Source organism: Rhizobium leucaenae USDA 9039, from assembly GCF_000426285.1.
Taxonomy (GTDB): Bacteria; Pseudomonadota; Alphaproteobacteria; order Rhizobiales; family Rhizobiaceae; genus Rhizobium; species Rhizobium leucaenae.
In genome coordinates this window covers 15,360-37,151 of record NZ_AUFB01000012.1, presented here as the reverse complement: position 1 = coordinate 37,151, position 21,792 = coordinate 15,360, and the positions used below count along the sequence as shown (strand labels likewise).

Below are 21,792 nucleotides of genomic sequence, written 5' to 3'. Positions count from 1 at the left end.
CGTCAAACTGCTATACGTGGCGCAAGGTTCTAAGATCAGGCAGGTGGAACATGGACTCGGCATTAACGGAACATCAGGACGCCAACCAGCAAGCCCCGGAGGCCGCGCCGCCGATCAATGAGTTGTTGACCAGCCCGGAGCGCTTCATCAATCGCGAATTCTCCTGGCTTCAGTTCAATCGCCGCGTTCTCGAGGAAACGCTGAACACGGCGCATCCGCTCCTGGAACGCATCCGTTTCCTCTCCATTTCCGCCGCCAACCTCGATGAGTTCTTCATGGTGCGCGTCGCCGGCCTCGAAGGCCAGGTCCGCCAGAAGATTCTGATGCGGACCCCGGACGGCAAGACACCAGCTGAGCAACTCGATGACATCCTGCGCGAAATCGACAATCTGCAGATGGAACAGCAGGCGTCGCTTGCCGTACTGCAGCAGTATCTCGCCAAGGAAGACATTCTGATCGTCCGCCCGCCAGCGCTTTCCGAGGTCGACCGGCAATGGCTTGCCAACGAATTCGATCAGGCGATCTTCCCAGTCCTGACGCCGCTTTCCATCGATCCGGCGCATCCGTTCCCGTTCATCCCGAATCTCGGCTTCTCGATCGCGCTGCAACTGAACAGCATGAACGGCCGCGAGCCGATGACTGCGCTGCTGCGTCTGCCGCCGGCGCTCGACCGCTTCGTCCGCTTGCCGGATGCCAGTAACGTCATTCGCTACATCACGCTGGAAGATGTGGTGAACATCTTCATTCACCGGCTCTATCCCGGCTATGAGGTGCAGGGTTCGGGTACATTCCGCATCATCCGAGACAGCGATATCGAAGTCGAGGAAGAAGCCGAAGATCTGGTGCGCTTCTTCGAAACAGCGCTGAAGCGCCGCCGCCGTGGATCGGTGATCCGCATCGAGACGGACTCGGAAATGCCCCTGGAGCTGCGCCAGTTCGTGGTGGAATCGCTGAACGTTCCGGAAAACCGCATCGCCGTTCTGCCAGGCCTGCTGGCCCTCAATACGCTCTCGGAAATCGCCAAGGCGCCGCGCGACGATCTGCGCTTCGAGCCCTACAATGCCCGATTTCCTGAGCGCGTCCGCGAACATGCCGGCGATTGCTTCGCCGCGATCCGCGAAAAGGACATGGTGGTTCACCACCCCTACGAATCCTTCGACGTCGTCGTCCAGTTTCTTCTCCAGGCTGCGCGCGATCCTGATGTTTTGGCGATAAAGCAGACGCTCTACCGTACCTCCAACGACAGCCCTATCGTGCGGGCGTTGATCGATGCCGCGGATATGGGCAAATCGGTGACGGCGCTGGTCGAACTCAAGGCCCGCTTCGATGAAGAAGCAAACATCCGCTGGGCGCGCGATTTGGAACGGGCCGGCGTGCAGGTCGTCTTCGGCTTTATCGAGCTCAAGACGCATGCGAAGATGTCGATGGTCGTGCGCCGCGAAGACGGCAAGCTGCGCACCTATTGCCACCTCGGCACCGGCAACTACCACCCGATCACCGCCAAGATCTACACCGACCTTTCCTACTTCACCTGCGACCCGAAGATTGCCCACGACATGGCGAACATCTTCAACTTCATCACTGGTTACGGTGAGCCGGAAGAGGGCATGAAGATCGCGGTTTCGCCCTATACGCTGCGCCCGCGCATCCTCCAGCACATCGAGGAGGAGATCGAGCACGCCAGAAACGGCCAGCCGGCGGCGATCTGGATGAAGATGAACTCGCTGGTGGACCCCGACATCATCGATGCGCTCTATCGCGCAAGCAACGCCGGTGTCGAGATCGATCTCGTCATTCGTGGCATTTGCTGCCTGCGTCCGCAGGTGCCGGGGCTTTCGGAGAATATTCGCGTCAAATCCATCGTCGGCCGCTTCCTTGAACACAGCCGCATCTTCTGCTTCGGCAATGGCCAGGGCCTGCCATCGGAGAAGGCGCTGGTCTATATCGGCTCGGCCGACATGATGCCGAGAAACCTCGACCGCCGGGTCGAAACCCTCGTTCCGCTGACCAATAAGACCGTGCACGAGCAGGTGCTTTCACAGATCATGCTGGGCAATATCATTGACAATCAGCAGAGCTACGAGATATTGCCGGACGGTACTTCGCGGCGCATGGAGGTGCGCAAGGGTGAAGAGCCATTCAACGCGCAGCAGTATTTCATGACCAATCCGAGCCTCTCGGGCCGCGGTGAAGCTTTGAAATCCAGTGCGCCGAAACTGATCGCCGGGCTGTTGTCGGGCCGCAAAATATAACTGGACCTGCATGGTTGAATCAGAAGCCCAGGGGCGCCTTCCCGGTATAGCCCCTGTCTCCGTTGTCGATATTGGGTCGAACTCGGTTCGTCTTGTCGTCTATGAAGGCCATTCGCGGTCGCCGACCATCCTTTTCAACGAGAAAGTGCTTTGCGGCCTTGGCAGGGGCATAGCGCTGACCGGAAAGATGGATGAGGAGAGCGTCGCGCGCGCACTCGCGGCCCTGCATCGGTTCAAGGCGCTGTCCGATCAGGCGCGCGCATCGACGATCTATGTTCTGGCGACGGCGGCTGCTCGCGAGGCAAGCAACGGTCCGGAATTCATCCATCAGGCCGAATCGATCCTGCAGCGTAAGGTGCGCGTGCTTTCCGGTGAGGAAGAGGCGCGTTTTTCTGCGCTTGGCATCATCAGCGGCTTTTTCCACCCGAATGGCATTGCCGGCGACCTCGGTGGCGGCTCGCTCGAACTCATCGATATCAAGGGCAAGGAGATCGGCAAGGGCATCACTCTGCCGCTCGGCGGTCTCAGGCTTTCCGAATATGCGGACGGCTCACTCGCCAGAGCCCGCAGCTTTGCCCGCAAGCATGTGAAAACAGCGAAACTGCTGAGCAAGGGCGAGGGACGCACCTTTTATGCAGTAGGCGGCACCTGGCGAAATATCGCCAAGCTGCACATGGAAATGCGCAAATATGCGCTGCATATGATGCAGGGCTACGAAGTGCCGCTGGACGAGATGATGCGTTTCCTCGACCAGATCAGCGAAGCCAAGGAATCGAAAGAGCCGGCGCTGCTGGCCATCTCCAAGCATCGCCGTTCGCTGCTGCCCTTCGGTGCGGTGGCGATGCGCGAGGTGTTGGCGGAAATGAAGCCCTCCATCATCTCCTTCTCGGCCCAGGGCGTGCGTGAAGGCTACCTCTATTCGCTGCTGACCGAGGCGGAACGCCATAGCGACCCGCTGCTGGTCGCCGCCGGCGAACTTGCCATCCTGCGTGCCCGCTCGCCGGAACATGCTCGCGAGCTTGCCGAGTGGACCGGTCGCATGATGCCTTTCTTCGGTGTTACCGAGACGGAGGAGGAGAGCCGCTATCGCCAGGCCGCCTGTCTGCTTGCCGATATCAGTTGGCGCGCCCACCCGGATTATCGCGGTCTGCAGGCGTTGAACATCATCGCCCACACGTCTTTCGTCGGCATCACCCATGCCGGCCGCGCCTTTATCGCGCTCGCCAACTATTATCGTTTCGAGGGTCTTCACGATGACGGCGCCACCGAACCGCTGGCTGCGATCGCCACGCCGCTGTTCGTCGAGCGCGCGAAACTGCTGGGCGGCTTGCTGCGCGTCGTCTATCTCTTTTCGGCTTCCATGCCGGGCGTCGTTCGCGCCCTGACATTTCGACGCTCGTCGAACGCCGATCTCGATCTCGAATTCGTCGTGCCCGCCGAATACCATGATTTCGCCGGCGAACGGCTGGAAGGTCGGCTGCAGCAACTCGGTCGGCTGACGAATAGAAGATTGGCATTTCGGTTCGAGTAGAAAAACCTTCTCCCCTGCGGGGGAGGTCGCGAAAAAGGCGCGGGTCGAGGGGCGTTGCACCAGGATCGGCCCACAACTTTTTAAGAGGCCATTGCTCCGTGCCTATTGCCTACTGCCGATTGCCTTCCGCTCCGGCCTTCTCGCCATATGCAGCGCAATCACCCCCAGCGTCTGGTCGCGGCCGCGGACGGCATGATCGCCAAGGTCCTCGCTGGCGATATCGTCGGGAAGCTGGATCCGTCTTGCAAGGTCGGTAGAGATCAGCACCTGCCGCTCCAGCGTCTTGCAGAGAGATTCCAGCCTGGCGGTGGTGTTCACCGTGTCGCCGAAATAGGCGATCTTGTGGTGGTCGACGCCGATTTCGGCAGTGACGATGCTGCCGCCGTGCACGGCGGCCCTCAGACGTGGCACCCTGCCGTAGGATTTCAACCAAGTCTCCGCATTCGCCTCTATATCGGCGAGAATGTCGAAAACGCAGCGAATGCAACGCGCATTCTTTACCCCACGTTCGAGCGGCCAGGTAATGATGGCGGCATCGCCGATATAATCATCGATCGCACCTTTGTGTCGCCGCACCGGGTCGGCAAGCGCACCGAACACCGATCCCAGGAATTGCTGCGTTCTAAGGTCACCATGCTCCTCGGCAAAGGCCGTCGAACCGACGAGGTCGACGAAGAGAAACACGCGCTCTTCCTGCACCGGATTGCGATAACGGCCGGTCAACAGGCTAAGGAAGACGTCACGGCCGAGCAGCTCCCGCACACGCCCGACGAAAATGATGATCGCGGTCACCATCACGGCATAGATGTAGACATCCATCTTCAGCAACATGACGTCAGCCCAGCTATCAGTAATCACGTGCAGGGATTTCATCAGGCCGCCGGCCATCGCAAAGCCGATGGCGATCAAGGCGAAATCGACAATCAAGGCCGAGGCGATAAACGCCGGCGTGGGTAGGCCATGCATCCAACGATTCAAGCGCGGCAGGATCATATGGCGTTCGAAGGCCAGCGCCGGCATACCGCAGAACAGCGCGTAGATTGCACCGATATACAGCGGCGATGAGTGGAAAAATATCCTGCCATAGATGACGCCGCTTGCGGCGACGACCATCGCGGTCACTATCCAGTTGAGCGCCGAAGGGAACCTTCCCATGCTGCCGATCCGCCAAGAGCCGGCGCGCGCCCCCGAACCGGAATTGGCTTGGGAAAAGGCTCGTGCGCCGTCGAATATGTGATTGCGCTAAGGGCCCATTCTGTCGGATGTGCGGCGCAATCGCGTTCGCAACCAGCATCTCTATTTTTAAACGGCACGCAACCGCCAAATGTTTGGAATCGTCGCGCGGCCGCCGAGGTCGCGCGCGGCTATAGGCTGACCGTCTCGACCCGCTTGCCGACGAAGCGCAGGGCCACCTGGCCCTGGATGAGCTGCAGAGCCGTCTCGCCGAAAAGATCGCGTCGCCAGCCGGTGAGGGCGGCCACTTCGGCTTTCTCACCTTCGGCGGCGATCTTGTCCAGATCTTCGCTGTTGGCGATGACTTTCGGAGCGACGCCATGCTTTTCAGCGGTCAGCTTCAGGAGAACCTTCAGCAGTTCGGCCGCCGCGGCCGTGCCTTCCGGCGCCTGCTGATGACGCGGCACATGTGGCATCTCGGCCTTAGGCAGTGCCAGGGCCTGATTAATTGCCTCCAGCACGGCCGACCCGGAGGCGGATCGTTCCCATCCCTTCGGGATCGTGCGCAGACGCCCGAGCGCTTCCATGTCCTTTGGCTGCTGCTGGGCGATTTCGTAGATGCCGTCATCTTTCAGTACACGGGCGCGTGGCACATTGCGCGCGCGCGCCTCGCGTTCGCGCCAGGCGGCGACGTATTTCAACACGGCCAGTTCCTGCGGCTTGCGCAACCGCATCTTCAGCCGCTGCCAGGCATCATCCGGATGCAGGTCGTAGGTTTCGCGCGCTTCGAGGATCGCCATTTCTTCGAGCAACCAGGAGGCGCGGCCTTCTCGCTCGAGCTGCTGTTTCAGCGCAAGATAGACATCGCGCAAGTGGGTGACGTCGGCGAGCGCATAGTCGAGCTGTTTTTCGGACAGCGGCCGGCGGCTCCAGTCGGTGAAGCGCGACGACTTGTCGATATGAACGTTCTTGATGCGGCTGACGAGTTGATCGTAGGAAACCGAATCGCCGAAGCCGCAGACCATCGCCGCAACCTGCGTGTCGAAGATCGGATGCGGAATGAGGTTACCGCGATTGAAGATGATTTCGATGTCCTGGCGGGCGGCGTGAAATACCTTCATGACGGCGGGATTGGCCATCAGCTCGAAAAAAGGCTTCAGATCAAGGCCCTTTGCCAGCGGATCGACCAACACTTCGGCCGTGGGGCTCGCCATCTGGATCAGGCAAAGCTCCGGCCAGAAGGTCGTCTCTCGCAGGAATTCGGTGTCGATGGTAATGAATTCTGACTTGGCCAGCTCTTGGCAGGCCGCCTCCAATTGGGCGGTAGTTTCGATCATATCAACACATTCACGGTAAAATACTTCGTTAACCTTCCTTCTCCTTTCGACCGGATATGTCAATACGTCGAAAGGGCAAGCCCCGCGCGAACACCGCTTTTAAGTGGAATCGTCCGTGGGATGTCTTGGGCGAGCATGAAGCACGTTTGCCCTCATGCCTAGGTCACACGCACATAGCTCGTCATGCCCGTCTTCTGATGTTCGATGATGTGGCAATGCAATACCCAGTCGCCTAGATTGTCGGCGACGAAGCCGAGCTGCACCTTTTCATCGGGCTGGATCAGGTAGGTGTCGGAAACGAAAGGCTGCACCTGGCGCGTCGAAGAGGAGAGCACGGTGAAGCTCATGCCGTGCAGATGAATCGGATGCGTATGCGGCGTCACGTTTTCCATGTCGATGATATAGCTCCTACCGAGTTTCAATTCGGCAAGCGGCGCCGTCGGATCCGGCGTGTCGCCCGGCCACGGCACCTTGTTGACGGCCCAGAAGCTGTAGCCAAGCGAGCCGCAAATGCTGTTGTCGGCCGTATTTTCCGCCGTGGCGCTGAGGATTAGCGGTATATGCTCCGCCGCGCGGATATCGGCCTTTGCGACCGGATTGTCTTCAAGGGACGGCAGATCGCGAACGTCGCGCTTCAGCGAGCTGCCGACCGAACGTAGCGTCGCGAGCACCTTCGGATCGGTGCCCCTGATATCCTCGAGCTTGACGATCGCGCCTTCGTCATCGGGCATGCGCACGGCCAATTCCAGGCGCTGACCGGGCCCGAGCTGCAGCAAATCGAGCGTGAAGCGCTGCGGCACCGGATTGCCGTCGATGGCGATCACCGTCGCCTCGGCTCCGTCGACGCGGAAAGAATAGATGCGCGTAACATCGGTGATGGCAAGGCGCAGCCGCACCAGCCCGCCAGATGGCGCCTCATATTGCGGCTGCTGCTGCCAATTGGCCGTCCGCACCGTCCCATAGGTACCCGACTTGGCGGAATCGCGCGGCCGGAATGGAGCAATGAACTGGCCGTCGCCACCGAGCCGCCAATCGCGCAAATTGAGAACGATTTCCGAATCAAAGGCCGGATCCTTCGGATTTTCCACGACAATGATCCCGGTCATGCCGTGTCCCATCTGGATCAGAGTGTTGCAATGCGGATGATACCAGAAGGTGCCAGCGTCCGGGGGCGTGAAGGCGTAGTCGAAATGATCGCCCGCATAGACGTAAGGCTGCGTCAGGAAGGGCACGCCGTCCATCTTGTTCGGCAGGCGAATGCCGTGCCAATGAATTGTCGTCGGATCGTCCATGCCGTTGATAAGGCGTGCCGCGAAGGGCTCGCCCTTCTTCATGCGCACGACCGGCGGCATGCCGGCGTCGCCATAGGTCAGGACATCCTTGGTCACCCCGGCATCCATCAAATTGGCTTGGATCTTTGCGGTCTTCAGCACCTGCGGCTCCGGGGCCGCCATAGCTTTGCCGCCAAACCTGCCGGCGATGCCGAGCCCTACACCATAGGCACCGGCAACGGCCGAGGCTTGCAGAAGATTGCGGCGGGTAAGAATGGGCATGCGAGGCTCCGGAGGCGCGGGGTAGGTAAGCCTGTTTAAAGTTGACTGTGGTCTTCAGCAATAGCGTTGGGGTGGCTGAATTGCCGCATCAACTACTGAAGCGGGTGGTGGCCGTTGGCGGATAATTCTCGTAATGCTAGAAATCTATTTGGCGCCATGCTTTTGGCGATAGTAACGAACACGAGAGAACTCTTGCATCGCAGCGTTCCTGATCGACATCGGCAATTCGCCAGAGCGATGCGCGGCGATGCCACCAAGGCCGAGAATATGCTTTGGCAGGCCTTGCGGGGTAGGCAACTTGAAGGATTCAAAATTCAAACGGCAGGTTCCATTCGATGGCTATATCCTGGACTTTGTATGTTTCGAAGCGCGATTGATCGTCGAGGTCCATGGTGCGCAGCACGCTGAAAGCGCGACAGACCGTATAAGGGACGAATATTTTATCGATCAGGGCTTTCGCATTTTCCGGGTCTGGAACCATGAAGTCGTTACGAATCTTGATGGTGTTTGCCTGACGATCCTGCCTGAACTGAAAAACACCGGAGAATGAACTGGAGCGCGAGGCAAGTTCGAGGCCTGTCTCGCCCTTGGCGGGCGTGAAAGCAATTTCACTGGTTTAGGAATTGCGTTATAGGAAGTTCCACACTCTCAAAAGCTTGACGCAATTTCTAAGCCATTGAAATTGCAAGAGCGGGGGTCCGCTTCTTGCTTAACCTAGTTCAAGAGTTTTGTACGTCCATGCCTTCCCCCTCTCTTGCAAAAACTAAGACTTAGAAGAGGGACGAGCCCTCGTCTAAGCCTAAGTTTTTGCTTTCACGCCCGCCAAGGGCGAGAAGGGCCATGCGTTCGAGCCTTGACAAATCAGGCGCACCATGCGCTTTTCCGCCCGATTTTCTCGTCGGCGGGCGAGGGGTCTGCGTGTCCTTTCGCCACCGTCCGCCAAGTCCAGGATATATACTATGCATCGCTATCGCAGCCACACATGCGCCGCCCTGCGCAAGTCCGACGTCGGTTCGACCGTCCGCATCTCCGGCTGGGTTCATCGCGTCCGAGATCATGGTGGCGTGCTCTTCATCGACCTGCGCGATCACTACGGCATCACCCAGGTCGTCGCCGATCCGGATTCTCCGGCCTTCAAGCTGGCCGAGACCGTGCGCGGCGAATGGGTTGTCCGCATCGACGGCCTAGTGAAGGCCCGTACCGAAGACACGATCAACAAGAACATGCCGACGGGCGAGATCGAGCTTTATGCGCAGGAGATCGAAGTGCTCTCCGCCGCCAAGGAGCTGCCGCTGCCGGTCTTCGGCGAGCCGGACTATCCGGAAGACGTGCGCCTGAAGTACCGCTTCCTCGACCTGCGCCGCGAAACGCTGCACCGGAACATCGTCAAGCGCACGCAGGTGATTTCCTCCATGCGCCGCCATATGGGCGAAGTCGGCTTCACCGAATATACGACGCCGATCCTGACGGCCTCGTCGCCGGAAGGCGCACGCGACTTCCTGGTGCCGAGCCGCATCCATCCCGGCACCTTCTATGCCCTGCCGCAAGCGCCGCAACAGTATAAGCAGCTCCTGATGGTCGCCGGCTTCGACCGTTATTTCCAGATCGCGCCGTGCTTCCGTGACGAGGACCCGCGCGCCGACCGTCTGCCGGGCGAATTCTACCAGCTCGACCTCGAAATGAGCTTCGTCACCCAGGAAGACGTCTGGAACACCATGGGTCCGCTGATGACCCAGGTGTTCGAAGAGTTTGCCGAAGGCAAGCCGGTCACCAAGGAATGGCCGCGCATCCCTTATGACGAAGCCATCCGCAAGTATGGCTCCGACAAGCCGGACCTGCGCAACCCGATCGTCATGGAGGCTGTCACGGACCATTTCGCCGGTTCCGGCTTCAAGGTCTTCGCCAATATGATCGCCTCGAACCCGAAGGTTCAGGTCTGGGCGATCCCGGCCAAGACCGGCGGCTCCAGAGCTTTCTGCGACCGCATGAACGCCTGGGCGCAGAGCCAGGGCCAGCCCGGCCTCGGCTATATCTTCTGGCGCAAGGAAGGCGAGAAGCTCGAAGGCGCCGGCCCGCTTGCCAAGAACATCGGCGAGGAGCGCACCGATGCGATCCGCACCCAGCTTGGCCTCGGCGATGGCGACGCCTGCTTCTTTGTCGCCGGCGATCCGGACAAGTTCTACAAGTTTGCCGGCGAAGCCCGCACCAGGGCTGGCGAGGAGCTGAACCTAGTCGACCGCGATCGTTTCGAGCTTTGCTGGATCGTCGACTTCCCCTTCTTCGAATGGAGCGAAGAAGAGAAGAAGGTCGATTTCGCGCACAACCCGTTCTCGATGCCCCAGGGCGGCCTTGAAGCGCTGCAGACCCAGGATCCGCTCACGATCAAGGCTTTCCAGTACGACGCCGTCTGCAACGGCTTCGAAATTGCCTCCGGCTCGATCCGTAACCAGTCGCCGGAAACCATGGTCGCCGCCTTCGAAAAGGTCGGCCTCAGCCAGGCTGATGTCGAAGAACGCTTCGGCGGTCTCTACCGCGCCTTCCAATATGGCGCGCCTCCGCATGGTGGTGCGGCCTTCGGCATCGACCGCATCGTCATGCTGCTGGTCGGCGCCAAGAACCTTCGCGAAATCTCGCTATTCCCGATGAACCAGCAGGCGCAGGATCTGTTGATGGGCGCTCCGTCGCCGGCAACGCCGACGCAACTGCGCGAACTGGCGATCCGCCCGGTGCCGCCGGTCAAGAAGGATTGAGGTCCCCGCGGGCTTCGATGGACATGCAAAACCCGGCGATTTCGGTCGCCGGGTTTTTTATTGATCATCGAATTCAGCCAATCAGGTGCATCTGCCGCATGAAAACCCGGCGACCGAAATCGCCGGGTTGCTGATTGTGAGGATCTAGACTTCAATCAATCGTTGGACGAAACCTTGAGGCCGATGACCTGCGGGATCGACTGCGGGGCGCCCATGGCGGCGCCTATAATCATCGGCAGCGGCACCGGCTTGTCCGGCGAAGCCTTGACGGTCAGGCTCTTCGGATTGTCGAGATAGGCGGTGACGGCGGCGGAAACGGCATTCTGCAGCTCCGGAATGTTGAGCTGCGCCATCATGATCGGCGTCATCGCCTTCAGCGTGTCGGCCAACTGCTTTCCGGAAACGCCCTGCTGCTTGCCGGCAAATTCGAGCGCGCGGGACGTGATCGAACTGTCGTCGAAGCGGATCTGTGCGCTGTTGAAGGTCAACTGCTGCAGAAGACCGAGCATGGCAAGACCGGCGGATTGCTGCGCATCCTGCTGGTTCGGATTGGAGCGAACGGTCTTGAGCGCATCCTGGAGCGATTTGGCGAAGGCAGGTGTATAGCCGGAAAGGCTAAGCGCGATATCCAGCTTGCCCACATCCTTGAAGTCGAAGGAATATTCGGTGATGTCGATCTTGCCGGGAGCCATCTCCCAACTACCCTTCATGGCGATCTTGCCGTCGAGCTGCTGCAAGTTGAGCTGGCTGATCGCCTCCCTGGCCTGCGGATCGTCGACCTTGCTGAGATCGACCTTGACGCCGTTTACTTCGGTATCGAAATCGAGGCCGGACTTGTCGGCACGCTTGTTCAGCGTGGCGTCCGCATTGGCGATTGCGAAGACTTGCGTGCCATCCTGCGTAAAGGAAAGGGAGCCGGCATGCGCGCTCTTGTAAAATAGCAGAGAATCAAGATCGCCCTTGGTTACGTCGGCGGGGATTTCGACGCCATTCATCTTGAGGTCGGAAGCTGCGATGGTAACGCCGTCCTTGGTCGTGGCGACGTTGGGAAAGGCGACCTGATCGACAGTGTAGCCGCCACCCGCTTCCGCGACGCCGGTCAATGTGATGTCGCCCAGCTTAATGCCATCGGCTGCGCCGGCCGGTTTGACGCTTACGCCTTTCAACGTCACCGTCGTACCGCTGACGTCGATGCTCTCGGCGGCGATCGAACCGCTTTGCTGAGGGTAGGCGTCATTGATCTTCTTCAGAAGATCGTTACCGTCCAGCGCGAAAGCGGAGCTGGCGAAAGACAGTATGGCGGCACTGGACAGCATCAGCCGTGTTGTCCGATAGAAAGTCATGATGGCTTTTCCTCATTGAGCTGGTGTAGCGGGCGTACATATTTTGCGTGTACTGCCGCGAGTTATATTCACGTTCGTCTAAAATTCCAATGGCAATGGCGATGGCAAATATATGCACGAGAATTGTGTCTAACGTTACGTCCAATCGTGCTTGAACTGAGGCGTCATCCACAAGTGCTTTCCACTGATTTCTTGCCGGGAATCGGCTTCTCCGCTAGTCAAGGGCCATGGGACAAAATCTTTTACCGCCCGGTGGCGGCGACGACGACAGCATCCTTCCGGTCGATCTCAAGGCGGCGCTCGAAGAGCGCTACCTGGCCTATGCCTTGTCGACGATCATGCATCGCGCCCTGCCGGATGTTCGCGATGGTCTGAAGCCGGTCCATCGCCGCATCGTTTATGCGATGAGCGAGATGGGCCTGCGCCCGACCTCCGCCTTCCGCAAATGCGCCAAGATCGTCGGTGAGGTGATGGGTAACTATCACCCGCATGGCGACCAGTCGATCTATGACGCATTGGCCCGCCTGGCGCAGGATTTCTCGCAGCGCTATACGCTGGTCAACGGCCAGGGCAATTTCGGCAACATTGACGGCGACAGCCCCGCCGCCATGCGTTACACCGAATCCAAGATGACGGCGGTCTCCGAACTGCTGCTTGAAGGCATCGATCAGGATGCCGTGGATTTCCGGGATACCTACGACGAGTCGAATTCCGAGCCGGTCGTGCTGCCCGGCGCTTTCCCCAACCTGCTCGCCAACGGCTCCTCGGGCATCGCTGTCGGCATGGCGACCTCCATCCCGCCGCACAACGCCCACGAACTCTGTGATGCTGCGCTGCATCTGATCCGTGATCGCGACGCGACCGTCGAAAAGCTGGTGGAGTTCATTCCCGGTCCGGATTTCCCGACTGGCGGCATCATCATCGACGGCCGCGACAGCATCATCGAAAGCTATAAGACCGGCCGCGGCGGCTTCCGCGTCCGCGCCAAATGGGAAACGGAAGATCTCGGCCGGGGCGGCTACCAGATCGTCATTACCGAAATTCCGTTCCAGGTGCAGAAGTCGCGGCTGATCGAAAAGATCGCCGAGCTGCTGCTGGCGCGCAAGCTGCCGCTGCTTGAGGACGTTCGCGATGAGTCCGCCGAGGATATCCGCGTCGTTTTGATGCCGAAGAGCCGCACCGTCGATCCGACGATTCTAATGGAATCGATGTTCAAGCTGACGGAACTGGAAAGCCGCTTTCCGCTCAACATGAACGTTCTCTCCATGGGCCGCATTCCGAAGGTCATGGCGCTGAACGACGTGCTGAAGGAGTGGCTGGATCATCGGCGCGAAGTTTTGCTGCGCCGCTCGCGCTTCCGGCTCGCGGCTATCGAAAAACGCCTGGAAATTCTCGGCGGCTTCCTGATCGCTTACCTCAACATCGATGAGGTCATCGCCATCATCCGTGAGGAGGATGAGCCGAAACCCGTGATGATGGTGCGGTTCGGTCTGACGGACAATCAGGTCGAAGCGATCCTCAACATGCGGCTGCGCTCCCTGCGCAAGCTCGAGGAATTCGAGATCCGCAAGGAATTCGACGGCCTGACCAAGGAGAAGGCCGATATCGAGGCCTTGCTCGCCTCGGAAGAGAAGCAGTGGCAGACAGTCGCCTGGGAAATCGGCGAGGTGAAGAAGAAATTTGCCAAGGCGACCGAGCTTGGCCGCCGCCGCACGCAATTCGCCGAAGCACCGGAAACCGATGAGGCTGCGGTCCAGCAGGCGATGATCGAGAAGGAACCGATCACAGTCGTCGTCTCGGAAAAGGGCTGGATTCGTGCGCTGAAGGGCCACATCTCCGATACGTCGACGCTCACCTTCAAGGAGGGTGACGGCCTGAAGGTGGCATTCCCGGCGCAGACGACAGACAAGATCCTGATCGTTACGACCGGCGGCAAGGCTTACACGCTTGGCGGTGACAAGCTACCCGGCGGCCGTGGCCATGGCGAGCCGCTGCGGATCATGGTCGATATGGAAAACGACCAGGATGTGCTCACCGCCTTCGTCCACGATCCGCAGCGCAAGCAATTGGTCGCCTCGACCGCCGGCAACGGTTTTATCGTGCCCGAAATCGAACTGGTCGCCAATACCCGCAAGGGCAAGCAGATCATGAACCTGACGACGCCGGATGAGACGAAGTTGCTCGTGCCGGTCTCGGGCGATCACGTCGCCGTTGTCGGCGAGAACCGAAAGATGGTGGTGTTCCCGCTGTCGCAGATCCCGGAAATGTCACGCGGCAAGGGCGTACGCCTGCAGCGCTACAAGGATGGAGGCGTCGGCGATATCAAGTGCTTCGCCATCGCCGATGGCCTGACATGGGAAGACAGCGCCGGCCGCACGTTCACGAAGACCAAGGACGAGCTGATAGAATGGCTTGGCGACCGCGCCTCGGCCGGCCGGGGAGTGCCGAAGGGCTTCCCGAGAAGCGGCAGGTTTTCGGGCTAGGAGCGGTCGGCGAGCAATCGACCCGGTAGGCCGATTGTAGCGCCGGATGCGCTGAGCGGTAGTAAAACGGTCGGATGGTGTGATGGAAAGATTTTCGATCAGTCGACCAGTGGTATGGAGAAGTCTCTGAGGAAGCGCGTCGCTCCCGTTTCGTCGATTTCTCCAGCAGCGACGCCTAGTACAAAGGCCACGATCATTCCATCGTCCGCTTCAATCAGATAGCCGTTGATGTAGAGAAATGTAAAAGCCGCCAGATATCCCGTTCGTTTATTCCCATCGGAAAAAGGATGATTCCGCACGATGCCGTAAAGGTAAGCCGCAGCGAGAGCGAAGAGATCATTCTCGCCATATGCAGCCTTGTTCAACGGACGGGCGATAGCGGCCTCTAACGCGTTTTCGTCTTTTAACCTCGGCAATCCGCCATGCTCAGCGAGCTGCTCGTGATGCATGATTTCAATGGCTTCGCGTGACAGCCACTTGTATTCATTCATTTCGCGAGCTCGCTCAAAGCTGCACGATACTTTTGCATCCCGAGCCTTGCCGCCCGCAATTGTTCGGCGAGATCGGCGCGCTCGGGAACCAATTCGATATTGCCGTTTACTTCGCGAATTTCCAAAGCGTCGCCATTTTTCAACCCGAGTCGGTGAAGAACTTCCTTCGGAATAATCACGCCTTCAGAATTGCCAATCTTGCGGATCACGACGTTCATGGTTCTGCTCCTGATGTAATAACGCCGTTATAACACCTCAAATTGACTGCCGCAATATGGAGTTCGTTAGCCCGCAGCCGCCAGCCTCGCCCTGACTCGCACCTGCCATAGCGAGTGCGCCGCCAGCGCCACAATGAGCACGAGTCCGCCGGCGAGCGTCATGTTGCTTGGCGCTTCGGCGAAGATCAGCCAGACCCAGATCGGCGCCAGGACCGTTTCCAGTAGATAGAACATCGCCACTTCCGGGGCCGAGAGAAAGCGTGTGCCAGTCGCAAGGCACCAGAAGGAGAGGGGCATCAGGATCGCGCCGTCCAGTAGGATCCAGCCGGGATGGTCGATTACGATGGCCGAGGGCATGACATGGTAGAGCCCGACTGCGGCAGGGATAATGGCGGACAACAGAGACGCGAAGCCCATGTCCCTGCGTGATGCCCGGCCTATTGTAATCGCACAGGCGATCGAAAAAGAAGCAAGAACCGACAGCGCGTCGCCGAGGAGATGACCGCCTTCCATGCCGTCCCGAACGATCAGGCCGACGCCGAAGATCATCGCGATCATGGTGACGATGGTGGAAAGGGCCGGGCGCTCCTTCAGGAAAATCCAGGAGAGCAGTGCTGCGAACATCGGATTGAGAGCGATGATGAACACCACATTCGCCGCCGTCGTATAATAGATGGCGAGAAGAAAGGTGATGGTCGTCAGGCCGTAGAAGAGGCCGACGGGAAGCCCGATCCAGCCCGGCAGCGTGTTGCGCAACGATCCCGTAACGCGGCGGATGACGACCAAGGCGGCAAGCGCCACCACGATCGTCGCAAGGCTGCGCGCCGACAGCACGGACCAGACGTCGCCGCTGGAAAGCCGGATCAGCGGAATATCCATTGACAGCGTAAGACCGCCGATGGTGGTCAGCAGCAAGCCTTTTTTATGATCCGAGAGATGGGAGACCATTTAGCGAGAAGGAGCTTCGCTGACATCGGCGGGATTGAAGCGTTCCCAGCCGCGCGGCGTCAGGTGCTCCTGCGGCTGAAACCGCGTCTTGTAGTCCATCTTTCGCGAGCCCTTGACCCAATAGCCGAGATAGACGTGCGGCAGTCCCAGCGCCTTGGTCCGCTTGATATGATCGAGAATCATGAAGGTGCCGAGCGAACGTTGATCGAGATCGGGATTGAAATAGGAATAGACCATGGACAACCCATCGCTCATCACGTCGGTCAATGCGGCCGCCAGCAGTTCACCTTTCGGCCGCTGCTCCAGCCCGGAACCTTCTTCGCGCCGGCGATATTCGATGATGCGGGTGTTGACGTGGGTATCCTCGACCATGATCGCGTAGTCGAGCACGGTCATGTCGGACATGCCGCCCTGCTGATGACGATAGTCGAGATACCGCCGGAAGAGCGAATATTGCTCGCTGGACGGCTGCGCCGGAAATTCGGTGGCGATGATATCGCTATTGGACGACAGCACGCGTTTCATCGACCGGCTCGGCTCAAATTCCTGAGCCAGAATGCGAACGGAAATACAGGCGCGGCAGGATTCGCAAGCGGGGCGGTAAGCGATATTCTGCGAGCGGCGAAAGCCGCCCTGGGTCAATATATCGTTCATTTCCGCCGCGCGCGGCCCGACGAGATGGGTGAAGACTTTACGCTCCATCTCACGCGGCAGGTACGGGCAGGCGGCCGGTGCCGTCAGATAAAACTGCGGGGATGGCGTCGACTGCGTGTTCATCTGCCGTTGATCAACCTTCCATTCGGCATTCGACTTCTCACAAGCATGGCCCAAGTTTAGAAAACGTCAACTATGTCCTTCGTCCAAGGTCATAGTTTCCCAGCTTCTTCAGAAGCAAGCGGGCTTCGTTAGGGTGATAGGGTGGACGACCAAATCGTTGGTACGACGTTGAGCGGAATAGCCAAGGTTTACGCCGTTCGGACGATGACCGTGCCGAGGAGCAGGTCATGCACCAGCCGGCTGCGTTCGATGAACAGGCCTGCAAGCAGGATGAGCGGTGTGAGGACGGAGTTCAGGATCCAGAACAGCGCGAGATGCACGATCGCGGTGAGAAAATCCATCCGCCGGCCATCGATCCGCACCATGGCGATGCCCATGGCGCGCATACCGAGCGAGGCCTGATGCGGTCCGCCGAGCGTCCAGCCGAAATAGAGGCCCGCGACGATGATGAAGAGGGCAGGGTAGAGCAGAAAGCCGAGCCCAAGCGTCAGGATCGAGACGAAGAACAGCACGATTGCTGCCGGAATGCAGAGCAGGCCGACGATGACATAGTCGAGGATGAAAGCGAAGATGCGCCGGCTCAGCACACCACTATAGGCGCGCCAGTCGTCCGGTGCTGCATAAAGCGGGGTTGGGTTCAGGCTCATGTCTTTCTCCTTCGCGCATAATCCCTTCAATCGTTCCGATTTAAGGAAAGGCCTATGCGCAGTTAACGATTCCTGGTGCAACCTTTGCGCATCCAGCGGGACGCGCGGCGCATTAGGAAACATTTGCCGAACATATGGTGTGGGGTCCGGCAAATGCAATAAGCTTTGTGGCCGGCAATTACCTCTTTGCCAGCAGTCTCGCCACTTCCGGTGCGAAATAGGTGAGAATGCCGTCGCAGCCGGCGCGCTTGAAGGCGAGCAGCGTTTCCAGCATCACCCGTTCGCCGTCGATCCAGCCGTTGGCAGCGGCGGCCTTGATCATCGAATATTCGCCGGAAACCTGGTAGGCGAAGGTTGGCAGGCCGAATGCCTCCTTCAGCCGCCAACAAATGTCGAGATAGGGCAGGCCCGGCTTGACCATCAGCATGTCGGCGCCTTCTTCGACGTCGAGCGCGGCGTCGCGCACCGCCTCGGTGCCGTTGGCCGGATCGATATAATAGGTTTTCTTGTCGCCCTTCAGCAGGCCGCCGGTCGAAATCGCCTCGCGATAGGGACCGTAGAAGGCGGAGCTGAACTTGGTGGCGTAGCTCATGATACCGACGCTCTGGTGACCAGCGGCGTCGAGCGCATGCCGGATCACGCCGATGCGCCCATCCATCATTTCCGAAGGCGCGATGATATCGGCACCGGCATCGGCCTGGTAGACGGCGGCGCGCGCCACCTGTTCGACGGTCTCGTCATTCACGATTTCGTCGCCTCGCAAAATGCCGTCATGGCCATGGCTGGTGAATGGGTCGAGGGCAACGTCGGTGATGACCCCGATGTTCGGCACGGCTTTCTTGATGGCGGCGGTGGCGAGATTGATGAGGTTGTTCTTTTCCAGGCTGTTTGAGCCGGTCTCGTCGCGCAGCTCCATTTCGATATTCGGGAAGGTGGCGAGCGCGGGAATGCCGAGGTCAGCCGCCTCTTTTGCGGCTTCTACGGCTTTGTCCACGGTCAATCTGAAGACGCCGGGCATGGCCGGGATCGGCTCGGCAATACCGCTGCCGGGGATGAGGAAGATCGGCCAGATCAGGTCGTCGACGGTCAGGCGATTTTCCTGCACCAGGCGGCGCGTCCAGTCGGCCTTGCGGTTGCGCCGCATGCGCCGATGTCCGGTGATCTCGTCAACAAGATGCGTCTTGTCCTGCATGGTGCCGCCATCCTTTTTAGTCTATCTATGGCCTCAGTTGTCGGCAGCGTACCTATCACGCTGTCCCCAGGATTCAAAACCCGGCGAAAGGCCGCAGCCATTATAGCGCTGGCGGGCCTTTGGCCTTCTACTTATTGTTCGCGCATGGAACCCGATTCTCCGACCATACCCAAGAACACGTTGACGGACATTCTGTTCGTGCTGTTCCTGCGGCTGATTGCCATCGCCTGTCTCTGGCTTGGCCTGCAATATTGGTCGATGCTGGTCGGCTATTCGCTGGACGGCCAGGCGCGTTTCGATCTTCTCAATCTGCCCTGGAAGGTGGCGGGTGCAGGCCTCGCCGTCGTCTTCCCCGTCGCAGCCCTCGGCCTGTGGCTGACGGTCTCCTGGGGCCCGGTTATCTGGGTGCTGGCGGCCGGCAGTCAGGCGCTGATGTATGGCCTCTGGCCGCAGATTTTCGGGTCGAATCCATTGATCGTAATCCTGCATGCAGGCGTCGCCGTGCTCTACTGTATTTTCCGTATTTTGCTCTGGCTGGAAAAGCGCCGGCGCGAGCAGCAGGTAATGGTTGATTTACCCTGAGACACCAAGACTTCCTGGTAAGGTGCTGTTAAGCCTGCAGTTTAAGTAGAATTTTATGTGTATTCGATAGGGTCTCACTCAAGGCGGGAAGAAAACGACACCGCCAAACAAAACAGTGAGGCCAAGTCATGATGAACACGAAAATCAAGCCGCAGGCAGTTGCGAATGCTCGGGACCAGCAGATCGAAGATATCCGCGGTCTGTATATGGAATCGCTCCACCTGGTGGAGCGCCTCCACCGCCGTCTCCTCGATGTTATCAAGGACGAGTTCGACCGCCAAGGCCGCGACGACGTCAACGCCGTCCAGGCGCTGCTCCTCTTCAACATCGGCAATTCCGAACTGACGGCCGGCGAACTGCGCTCCCGCGGTTTCTACCTCGGTTCCAACGTATCCTACAACGTCAAGAAGCTGGTCGACCTCGGCTTCATCAACCACCAGCGCTCGCGCATTGACCGCCGCTCGGTCCGCATCAGCCTGACGGAAACCGGCCAGGACATCGCCGAAACCGTCGCCAAACTCTACGAGCGCCACATCGCCTCCATCGACAAGGTCGGCGGCATCGGCACCGACGAGTTCACCCAGATGAACAAGCTCCTGCAGCGCCTCGATCGTTTCTGGAACGATCAGATCCTCTATCGCCTGTAAGTCACGGCGGCGGAGCTGCCGCTTGACTCTCCAGCAAAGCAAGCCGGACACGTTCCCTGCGTGTCTGGCTTGAATCTTTTGCCAGCTTACAATTGTGCGCTTTTTGCCACGCCACCGCTGCGACGTTGCGTTGCACACCGTGTATGCTGCGTCTGCGCCATTGACGGCGGATGAGCAAACGGTATGAACCACAATCATTTAGTGGTATTTTAGCAACGCAAAATGGTGTTTCCTCCGCTACGGCAGGCCAAAGCAAGTTTCATGCCGGGCGACACGAATTGGCCATATTGCTATGACAGCGGAAACGAACGGCAAACGGCGCTTTTCAAGTCTTGATCTTCATGCCTTAGCGCTTTGGGCTCGCAATATTGTGATGGTCCGGAGCGAAGTTTTAGTGGTGCTCTAAGGCAACGGATTGATAAGGACCTGCGTTACTTGGCGCGAGCTGCAGTAATTTACTGCTTTCTATCTTGGCTGCGGATGAATTTGGTCGCAGCGTCGAACGGTGGGATATGTCGAAGAAAACCGGAATTGAACCCTTCTCGCGCCGCTCCTTCCTGCGGTCTGCGGCAACTTTTGGCGTGGCCGCCTTGGCAGCCCCGGCTTTTGCACAGGACCAGACGCCTCTCGATGCGCTGATCAACAATCGTGCTCGCGGCAACTGGGACGATCAGTTCGATGCGAAGGCCGCCGCGCGCACCGCCGCAGCGGTTGTTTCCAACACGCCGATCCTCGGGCCTGATTCCGTACCCAACATCCAGCAGGCGATCGCCCAGTATCAGAGCATCGCTGCGAGTGGCGGCTGGCCGCAGATCAATCCGGGTGAGCAGCAGCTCCAGCTTGGCGTCACCGATCCTTCCGTGCAGGCTCTGCGCCAGCGCCTGATGGTCACCGGCGACCTGCCGAAGGAAGCCGGCATGTCCTCGGCGTTCGATTCCTACGTCGACGGCGCCGTCAAGCGCTTCCAGGCCCGCCATGGCCTGCCGCCGGATGGCGTTATCGGCGAGTTCACGCTGAAGGCGATGAACATTCCCGCCGAGGTGCGCCTGCAGCAATTGAACACCAACCTCGTTCGCCTGCAGACATTCCCGGCCGATCTCGGCCGCCGTCACGTCATGGTCAATGTTCCGGCGACCTATATCGAAGCCGTTGAGGACGGTCGGGTGGCGCTGCGTCATGAGGCGATCGTCGGCCGCATCTCTCGCCCGACGCACCTTATCAACTCGAAGATCTACGAGGTCATTCTCAATCCGTATTGGACCGCGCCGCGCTCCATCATCGTCAAGGACATCGTGCCGCTGATGCGCAAGGATCCGACCTACCTGACGAAGAACAACATCCGCCTTCTCGACGGCAAGGGCCAGGAAGTTGCGCCTGAGACGATCGACTGGAATTCGGACAAGGCGCCGGATTTGATGTTCCGCCAGGACCCGGGCAAGAACAACGCCATGGCGTCCACGAAGATCAACTTCCATAACCCCAACAACGAATATATGCACGACACGCCGGAACAAGGCCTGTTCAACAAGCTGATGCGCTTCGACAGCTCGGGCTGCGTGCGCGTGCAGAACGTGCGGGACCTGACGACCTGGCTGCTTGCCGAAACACCGGGCTGGCCGCGCCAGCACATCGAGCAGGTGATTTCCACCCGCGTCAACACGCCGATCACACTGGCGACGGAAGTTCCGGTCTATTTCGTCTACATCTCCGCATGGGGCGCGGGCAACGGCATCGTTCAGTTCCGGGACGATATTTATCAGCTCGACGGCAATTCCCAGCTAGCGCTGGATACGACGCAGGGCATGGAGCAGCCGGTTCAATAATCCGGCGCCACAGCGGCGATAGTCTCGGAAAGCCGCGTCCTCGGA

At 59.4% G+C, this 21,792-nt stretch carries 19 protein-coding genes; 9 read left to right on the top strand and 10 right to left on the bottom strand.

Going from position 1 to position 21,792, the window contains the following annotated elements:
* Window positions 1-50 precede the first annotated feature (50 nt).
* Window positions 51-2,252: an RNA degradosome polyphosphate kinase gene (locus K290_RS0118550; protein ID WP_028753330.1), complete on the top strand. Its 2,202-nt coding sequence runs from the start codon at window positions 51-53 to the stop codon at window positions 2,250-2,252.
* 10 nt (window positions 2,253-2,262) lie between these two features.
* Entirely contained in the window at window positions 2,263-3,783 is a 1,521-nt protein-coding gene (gene ppx / locus K290_RS0118545; RefSeq protein WP_028753329.1) for an exopolyphosphatase, read from the top strand.
* Between the two features lie 102 nt (window positions 3,784-3,885).
* Here ppx and K290_RS0118540 read toward each other — a convergent pair whose 3' ends face one another.
* From K290_RS0118540 to K290_RS0118525, 3 genes are all read right to left on the bottom strand, one after another.
* Window positions 3,886-4,938, bottom strand: coding sequence for an adenylate/guanylate cyclase domain-containing protein (locus K290_RS0118540; protein WP_028753328.1), 1,053 nt, complete (start codon window positions 4,936-4,938; stop codon window positions 3,886-3,888).
* A gap of 209 nt (window positions 4,939-5,147) precedes the next feature.
* The gene (gene rnd, locus K290_RS0118530; protein WP_028753327.1) at window positions 5,148-6,293 is read right to left on the bottom strand and encodes a ribonuclease D; all 1,146 of its coding nucleotides are present in this window, start codon (window positions 6,291-6,293) and stop codon (window positions 5,148-5,150) included.
* Between the two features lie 158 nt (window positions 6,294-6,451).
* Window positions 6,452-7,846, bottom strand: coding sequence for a multicopper oxidase family protein (locus tag K290_RS0118525; RefSeq protein ID WP_028753326.1), 1,395 nt, complete (start codon window positions 7,844-7,846; stop codon window positions 6,452-6,454).
* A 156-nt stretch (window positions 7,847-8,002) separates the two neighbouring features.
* On the opposite strand from K290_RS0118525, the gene K290_RS38960 reads away from it, so the two are divergent.
* The 3 genes from K290_RS38960 to aspS all read left to right on the top strand — a co-directional run bounded on the left by K290_RS38960 (window position 8,003) and on the right by aspS (window position 10,596).
* A complete protein-coding gene (locus K290_RS38960; RefSeq protein ID WP_425337600.1) occupies window positions 8,003-8,254 on the top strand; it encodes a DUF559 domain-containing protein in 252 nt (83 codons plus the stop codon).
* On the top strand, window positions 8,220-8,396 hold the full coding sequence (locus K290_RS38955; protein WP_425337599.1) for a DUF559 domain-containing protein: 177 nt from the start codon (window positions 8,220-8,222) through the stop codon (window positions 8,394-8,396). Before K290_RS38960 ends, K290_RS38955 begins: the two co-directional genes overlap by 35 nt.
* 409 nt (window positions 8,397-8,805) lie before the next feature.
* Window positions 8,806-10,596, top strand: coding sequence for an aspartate--tRNA ligase (aspS, locus tag K290_RS0118510; protein WP_028753325.1), 1,791 nt, complete (start codon window positions 8,806-8,808; stop codon window positions 10,594-10,596).
* Between the two features lie 155 nt (window positions 10,597-10,751).
* Here the strand turns inward: aspS and K290_RS0118505 are convergent, their stop codons facing one another.
* Window positions 10,752-11,939 carry a hypothetical protein gene (locus tag K290_RS0118505; protein ID WP_028753324.1) on the bottom strand — a complete coding sequence of 396 codons (1,188 nt, stop codon included), beginning with the start codon at window positions 11,937-11,939 and terminating at the stop codon, window positions 10,752-10,754.
* 227 nt (window positions 11,940-12,166) lie between these two features.
* Here K290_RS0118505 and parC point away from each other — a divergent pair, with 227 nt between their 5' ends.
* Window positions 12,167-14,422 carry a DNA topoisomerase IV subunit A gene (gene parC, locus K290_RS0118500; RefSeq protein ID WP_028753323.1) on the top strand — a complete coding sequence of 752 codons (2,256 nt, stop codon included), beginning with the start codon at window positions 12,167-12,169 and terminating at the stop codon, window positions 14,420-14,422.
* Between the two features lie 98 nt (window positions 14,423-14,520).
* Here the strand turns inward: parC and K290_RS0118495 are convergent, their stop codons facing one another.
* From K290_RS0118495 to hemB, 6 genes are all read right to left on the bottom strand, one after another.
* Window positions 14,521-14,913 carry a type II toxin-antitoxin system death-on-curing family toxin gene (locus K290_RS0118495; RefSeq protein WP_028753322.1) on the bottom strand — a complete coding sequence of 131 codons (393 nt, stop codon included), beginning with the start codon at window positions 14,911-14,913 and terminating at the stop codon, window positions 14,521-14,523.
* Window positions 14,910-15,131, bottom strand: a complete 222-nt coding sequence (locus K290_RS0118490) for an AbrB/MazE/SpoVT family DNA-binding domain-containing protein (protein WP_028753321.1) — start codon at window positions 15,129-15,131, stop codon at window positions 14,910-14,912. Before K290_RS0118490 ends, K290_RS0118495 begins: the two co-directional genes overlap by 4 nt.
* Before the next feature lie 66 nt (window positions 15,132-15,197).
* Entirely contained in the window at window positions 15,198-16,079 is an 882-nt protein-coding gene (locus K290_RS0118485) for a DMT family transporter (RefSeq protein WP_028753320.1), read from the bottom strand.
* Window positions 16,080-16,856 (bottom strand): arginyltransferase, encoded by a 777-nt coding sequence (locus K290_RS0118480; RefSeq protein ID WP_028753319.1) that lies wholly within the window; start codon window positions 16,854-16,856, stop codon window positions 16,080-16,082.
* 188 nt (window positions 16,857-17,044) lie between these two features.
* On the bottom strand, window positions 17,045-17,503 hold the full coding sequence (locus K290_RS0118475; RefSeq protein ID WP_028753318.1) for an RDD family protein: 459 nt from the start codon (window positions 17,501-17,503) through the stop codon (window positions 17,045-17,047).
* Window positions 17,504-17,681: 178 nt separating this feature from the next.
* Complete coding sequence (gene hemB, locus K290_RS0118470; protein ID WP_028753317.1) at window positions 17,682-18,695, bottom strand: porphobilinogen synthase; 1,014 nt, start codon at window positions 18,693-18,695, stop codon at window positions 17,682-17,684.
* 144 nt (window positions 18,696-18,839) lie between these two features.
* Between hemB and K290_RS0118465 the strand changes: the two genes are divergently transcribed.
* The 3 genes from K290_RS0118465 to K290_RS0118455 all read left to right on the top strand — a co-directional run bounded on the left by K290_RS0118465 (window position 18,840) and on the right by K290_RS0118455 (window position 21,747).
* Window positions 18,840-19,277 (top strand): DUF6163 family protein, encoded by a 438-nt coding sequence (locus K290_RS0118465; protein WP_028753316.1) that lies wholly within the window; start codon window positions 18,840-18,842, stop codon window positions 19,275-19,277.
* A 131-nt stretch (window positions 19,278-19,408) separates the two neighbouring features.
* The gene (gene ldtR / locus K290_RS0118460) at window positions 19,409-19,924 is read left to right on the top strand and encodes a transcriptional regulator LdtR (protein WP_028753315.1); all 516 of its coding nucleotides are present in this window, start codon (window positions 19,409-19,411) and stop codon (window positions 19,922-19,924) included.
* Window positions 19,925-20,436: 512 nt separating this feature from the next.
* Complete coding sequence (locus K290_RS0118455) at window positions 20,437-21,747, top strand: L,D-transpeptidase family protein (protein WP_028753314.1); 1,311 nt, start codon at window positions 20,437-20,439, stop codon at window positions 21,745-21,747.
* The last annotated feature ends 45 nt before the right edge of the window (window positions 21,748-21,792 follow it).